Below are 5,136 nucleotides of genomic sequence, written 5' to 3'. Positions count from 1 at the left end.
TAAATGGCTATTTTATAATGAATTTTGTCAGTAGCCACCAGATTTTTTCAGTTGCTATGCAACAAAGCCCTACGGAGTCCAGTGTTTTCTACAAATTTTTACGTGATTTGTTAGCAAAATTGACAGTTGCTGAAATACTGGATAAAACGCTTGTATAGTGTTTAGTAGAGAAAAGTTATGAAATATGAACAGTGGATAAAAATATTAAGTGCAGTAAATGCTGATGGTGATTTAAATCAGGGTAACATAATCGAAAAGATAAAAGAGAGGTTACAGAGGATAGATTTAAGTACATTCCAGGATTGGAAAAATGATAGATTTAACATAAATTATAAATTCACCTTATATACAGGTCTTGCCTCTTTTAAACTTACATTGTTATATTTGGCTACTAGGGATGGCTGCAAAAAGGTAGTAGAAGCTCTGATATCAAATGGAGCTGGTGTTAATACGAAAGATATGAATGGACTGACCCCTTTATATTGGGCTGCCAAAATTGGTCACAAGGAGGTAGTAAATGCTCTAATAAAAGCGGGGGCGGGGATTAATATTAATGCAAAAAGTAAGAAGGAACAAACTTCTTTGCATAGGGCTGCTGAAACAGGCCATACGGTGCAATAAATGCTTTATTAGCAAAAGGGGCTGATATTGATGCAATAGATGATAATGGAGAAACTCCTTTACGTTTGGCTATTAAAAATGGCCATACAAAAGCAGTAAATGCTCTATTGGAGGCAGAAGAATTTAATATTAATACGAGTGATGGTTTATGGAATTATGGATGGGCTCTTTTACATTGGGTTATTGCAAATGACCATAAAAAGATAGTAGAAGTTCTAATAGCAAGTAAAGCTAGTGTTAATACGAAGAGTGAAAATGGATGGACTCCTTTACATTGGGCTGCTGAAAATGGTTATACAGATGCAATAAATGCTCTATTAGCAGCAGGGGCTGATGTTGATGTGAGAGATTGTTGGCTTTACGATACTCCTTTACATTTGGCTGCTGAAAATGGCCATACAGATGCAGTGAATGCTCTATTAGCAGCAGAGGCTGATGTTAATTTACAAAACACAGATGGAAGAACGCCATTGCATTTGGCTGCTAAAAGGGGACATGTAGAGATAGTAAAAGCTTTAATCGACAAAGGTGCTGATGTTAATAAAGAAGATAAATATGGACAAACTCCTTTACATTGGGCTGCTGAGTGTGGCCAGGTAGAAATAGTGAAAGCTCTGGTGGATAGAGGAGCTGATATTGATAAAAGGGATAAAAAGGGAGGTATATCGTTAGGTTCTGCTGTTAACAATTACCACAATCGCCATTATACTAATAACGATAACCATATAAAGATGGTAAAAATTCTGGTAGGTCATATAGCAAAACTGGAAACTGCTGGTTTACATATCAGTCAAGATAATTTGCAGTTAAAAGATTCCGTTCAACTAGAGTATAATAGTGATATAGCTAGTAGTTATAGAGAAGGTCTTCGGAAGTATAAGGAAGAGATTGAAAAACTTACAAAAGAAGACAAGCCACTATATGACTTTTTAAAAGAAAGCAACATTAATGAACTAGCTAGCATATGGGAAAAAAATAAAGATATACGCAATAAGTTTGATAACCAAAAAAGCTTACAAAGGCAATATCCAGAATATGCTTATACTCTAATTAATAAAGCTAACGAAATAAAAAAAGAAATTTTTCTGCACAATCATGAGCCGCTAATTGATGCTTTATCAACGCATTATAGGCGTGATTTTCAAGCAATGATATTTGCTGGTATAGAAAACTTTTTTAAAGTTCACAAAGATGACTTTAGAAAAGAGTTAGGAAATGGAGGAATCACTCTAATTAACTTCGTAGATTTTGAAAATTTTGCAGAAAGGCATGCTCCTACATTGAAAGTAAGGGCGTTTGCAAAGGTTATAGAGAATAACCTGTCAAGCGAGAGCCCTGATGATCAAAACATTGATCAAGCTTGTTCTTCTAGTGTTGATGAGCAAGTTCCTCAGCCTGTAAGTGAAATAACTGGCATTATTAAACACATAGGTGCAAGTAATAGTGAGGCTTCTTCAGAACTCGAAAGTAATGGTAATCAACAAAGTACACAACCAGAATTTTTAACAACCAACGGTAACTCTAGTAGCATAGCTTCTGAAAGTGGTAGTACTAAAATACTAGTTTCAGATCAAGAAAATGACATCCAGAACAATAATATACAGCCAAGTTCACGAAGTGAAAAGAGAAGTAAACTGCCTGGTGTGGCTGCTTCTGCACTGGCAATAGCCGGGGTTGCTTTAGGAGTAGCTATTGCAGTTCACCTAGAAATGTTAGCGGTGGGAATAGCAGTTGGAGCTTGTTGTCTGGTTGCTGCTGCGATCATATACTATTGTAATGAGCCTTCAAAGTCACTTAAAAATAGCAACGTCCAAGGGTTTTCTGAAAAGGTCCCACAACCCGGTTCGTAAAATTCACAAGAACCATTAAAATATTTTTTTACTTTTCATTGTATATTTCTCAACATATTATCTTTAAGTACTAAAATAATTGACAATATGGCATTATTAATAGTTGAATCACCTGCGAAAGCAAAGACGATAGGTAAATATTTGGGTAAAGAGTTCAAAGTAGCTGCATCCTTTGGACATGTGAGAGATCTTCCAGCAAAAAACGGCTCCGTCGATCCGGATAATGATTTTGCTATAAAGTATGAGACCATTGAAAAAGCAGAAAAGTATATAAAAGAGTTAGTAAAAGCCGCAAGTAAAGCATCAGATATATATCTTGCAACAGACCCAGACAGAGAAGGGGAAGCAATGGCTTGGCATGTGATAGAGACATTAAAAGAAAAGAAAGCAATCAGTAATGAAAACAACATTTATAGAGTAGTCTTTAATGAGATAACAAAAGGAGCAGTACAAGAGGCTATAAAAAATCCACGTGAAATAAATATGGATTTAGTGCGTGCACAACAAGCACGTAGAGCTTTGGATTATCTAGTTGGATTTAGCTTGTCACCACTGCTGTGGACAAAATTGTCGGGGAGCAAGTCTGCAGGGCGAGTGCAGTCTGTTGCATTAAAGATTATATGCGAACGAGAAGATGAAATTAGTAAGTTTATAACACAGGAGTATTGGAGCATAAAGGCAGAAATGCAAAATAGCAAAGATGAGGCTTTTTTTGCTATGCTAAGCCACTATGACAATGAAAAGCTAGAAAAATTTGATATTAAGAATGAAGAAGAAGCAAAAAACTTAGTCAGGGAGATTGAGTCAAGGCAATATGCTGTAAGCACAGTAGAATGCAAGCAAGTTAAGAGAAACCCGCTTCCTCCGTTTATTACTTCAAGTCTTCAGCAAGATGCAGTAAATAAGCTGTATTTTAACGTGAAAAATGTTATGCGAGTAGCGCAAAATTTATACGAAGGTATCGATATTGGTGGTGAAACTGTAGGGTTGATAACTTACATGCGTACAGATGGGTTTCATATTGCAGATGAGGCTATAAACTCAATTAGAGGATCAATTAAGTCATTATATGGTGATAAATATTTACCGCAGTCTCCTCGTAAATATGTAAAAAAGGTCAAAAATGCTCAAGAAGCACATGAAGCAATTCGTCCAACTGATATCAATAGAACGCCGGGTAGTATTAAGGATTACTTAACGCCAGAGCAATTTAAATTGTATGATTTAATCTGGAAAAGGACCATTGCAAGTCAAATGGAGTCGGCGATCCTTGATCAAGTGGTAGTTGAAATTAGTTCTACTGATCAAAAAGTAGTTCTGCGAGCAAGTGGGTCGAGTATATTCTTTGATGGTTTTTATAGAGTCTACCAAGATAACATAGAAGCCGAAAATGAAGGCCTGCTACCTGCCATGAAGGAAGGGGAAGCGTGTAAGCTGATTTCAGTTGAGCCAAAACAACATTTCACTCAACCGCCACCTCGTTATAGTGAAGCAAGTATCGTAAAAAAAATGGAAGAAATCGGTATAGGTCGACCATCAACTTATGCAACAATTATTTCGGTATTACAAGATCGTGAGTACGTTTCATTGGATAGCAAAAGGTTTATTCCAAGCAGCCGCGGTAAAATCGTTACTATATTTTTAGAAACTTTTTTTCAGCGTTGTGTAGAGTATGATTTCACAGCACAAATGGAAGAGAAGCTTGATTTAATTTCAAATGGACATGCAGATTGGAAAAAAGAATTAGGCCACTTTTGGGTGCCATTTTTTGGTCATGTAAACTCTGTCAAGCAAATGACGCATGATGAAGTTTTCAGCGGCATTCACGATTTGGTAATCGATTGGTTTTGTTCAGAAGAAGGAAAAAAAGAGGTGAATACGAAATGTCCTGATTGCTTGGGTGGCATATTGAAATTGAACTTTGGAAAAGCCGGGGTGTTCCTTGGATGTTCTAACTATCCTGAATGCAACCATACAAAAGAAATTACAGGTAGTAACGACAATTCAGAATATCCAAAAAGTTTAGGTATAGATGATATAACAGGACAAGAGGTAGTAATTAAAAAAGGTCCTTTTGGGCTTTACCTGCAGTTTAATAATGAGTCAGAAAAGAAAAAGGCGGTTTCTATACCAAAAGATATAAATGTTAATGATATTGATCTGAGCACCGCTACTCAGTTACTTTCCTTGCCAAAAGTAATCGGAGAACACCCTGAAACCGGAAAGGAAGTAAAAATAGGCCTTGGGCGATTTGGGTACTATATTTTCTATGATGGTAGATACTTTTCTCTTAAGAAAAGCTCCAAAGAGGTGCTGAATACAGAATTGAGCGAAGTTGTACAAATTATTGCAAACAGTCCACGCAAAGAGTTAAAATCTCTCGGGGTTAATGAAAAGGGAAAAGAAGTTTTTATCTGCAACGGTAGGTACGGATTCTATATAAAATGCGGTAAAACAAACGTTGCTTTGGGCAAGAGTGCAGATATTGAAAGCATAGATTTGAAGAAGGCTTTAGAGTTGATTAAGGGTAAGAAGTAAATACTTAAAAGGTATATATTTATAACTTTTTTATAAATAAAATAAGTTGAGGTATTGTATCTTAGAACCTGTTAAGGATCTCGAAAATATGAGGTAAAATAAGCATAGTTAAGAAAGAGGTATATCT

At 36.1% G+C, this 5,136-nt stretch carries 3 protein-coding genes; all 3 read left to right on the top strand.

The genetic code is table 11. The annotated features are described in order from the left end of the window. Positions 1-177 precede the first annotated feature (177 nt). The 3 genes from OZD61_RS00975 to topA all read left to right on the top strand — a co-directional run bounded on the left by OZD61_RS00975 (position 178) and on the right by topA (position 5,009). Positions 178-621: an ankyrin repeat domain-containing protein gene (locus OZD61_RS00975; protein WP_274979512.1), complete on the top strand. Its 444-nt coding sequence runs from the start codon at positions 178-180 to the stop codon at positions 619-621. Next, complete coding sequence (locus OZD61_RS00970; RefSeq protein ID WP_338062823.1) at positions 618-2,471, top strand: ankyrin repeat domain-containing protein; 1,854 nt, start codon at positions 618-620, stop codon at positions 2,469-2,471. Before OZD61_RS00975 ends, OZD61_RS00970 begins: the two co-directional genes overlap by 4 nt. Before the next feature lie 87 nt (positions 2,472-2,558). Next, positions 2,559-5,009 (top strand): type I DNA topoisomerase, encoded by a 2,451-nt coding sequence (gene topA, locus OZD61_RS00965; protein WP_274979511.1) that lies wholly within the window; start codon positions 2,559-2,561, stop codon positions 5,007-5,009. Positions 5,010-5,136 lie beyond the last annotated feature (127 nt).

Origin of the sequence: Wolbachia endosymbiont of Drosophila bocki (assembly GCF_028982005.1) — a bacterium.
Classification (GTDB): Bacteria; Pseudomonadota; Alphaproteobacteria; order Rickettsiales; family Anaplasmataceae; genus Wolbachia; species Wolbachia pipientis.
The sequence above is the reverse complement of the archived record's forward strand: the minus strand, read 5'-3'. Positions and strand labels throughout refer to the sequence as shown.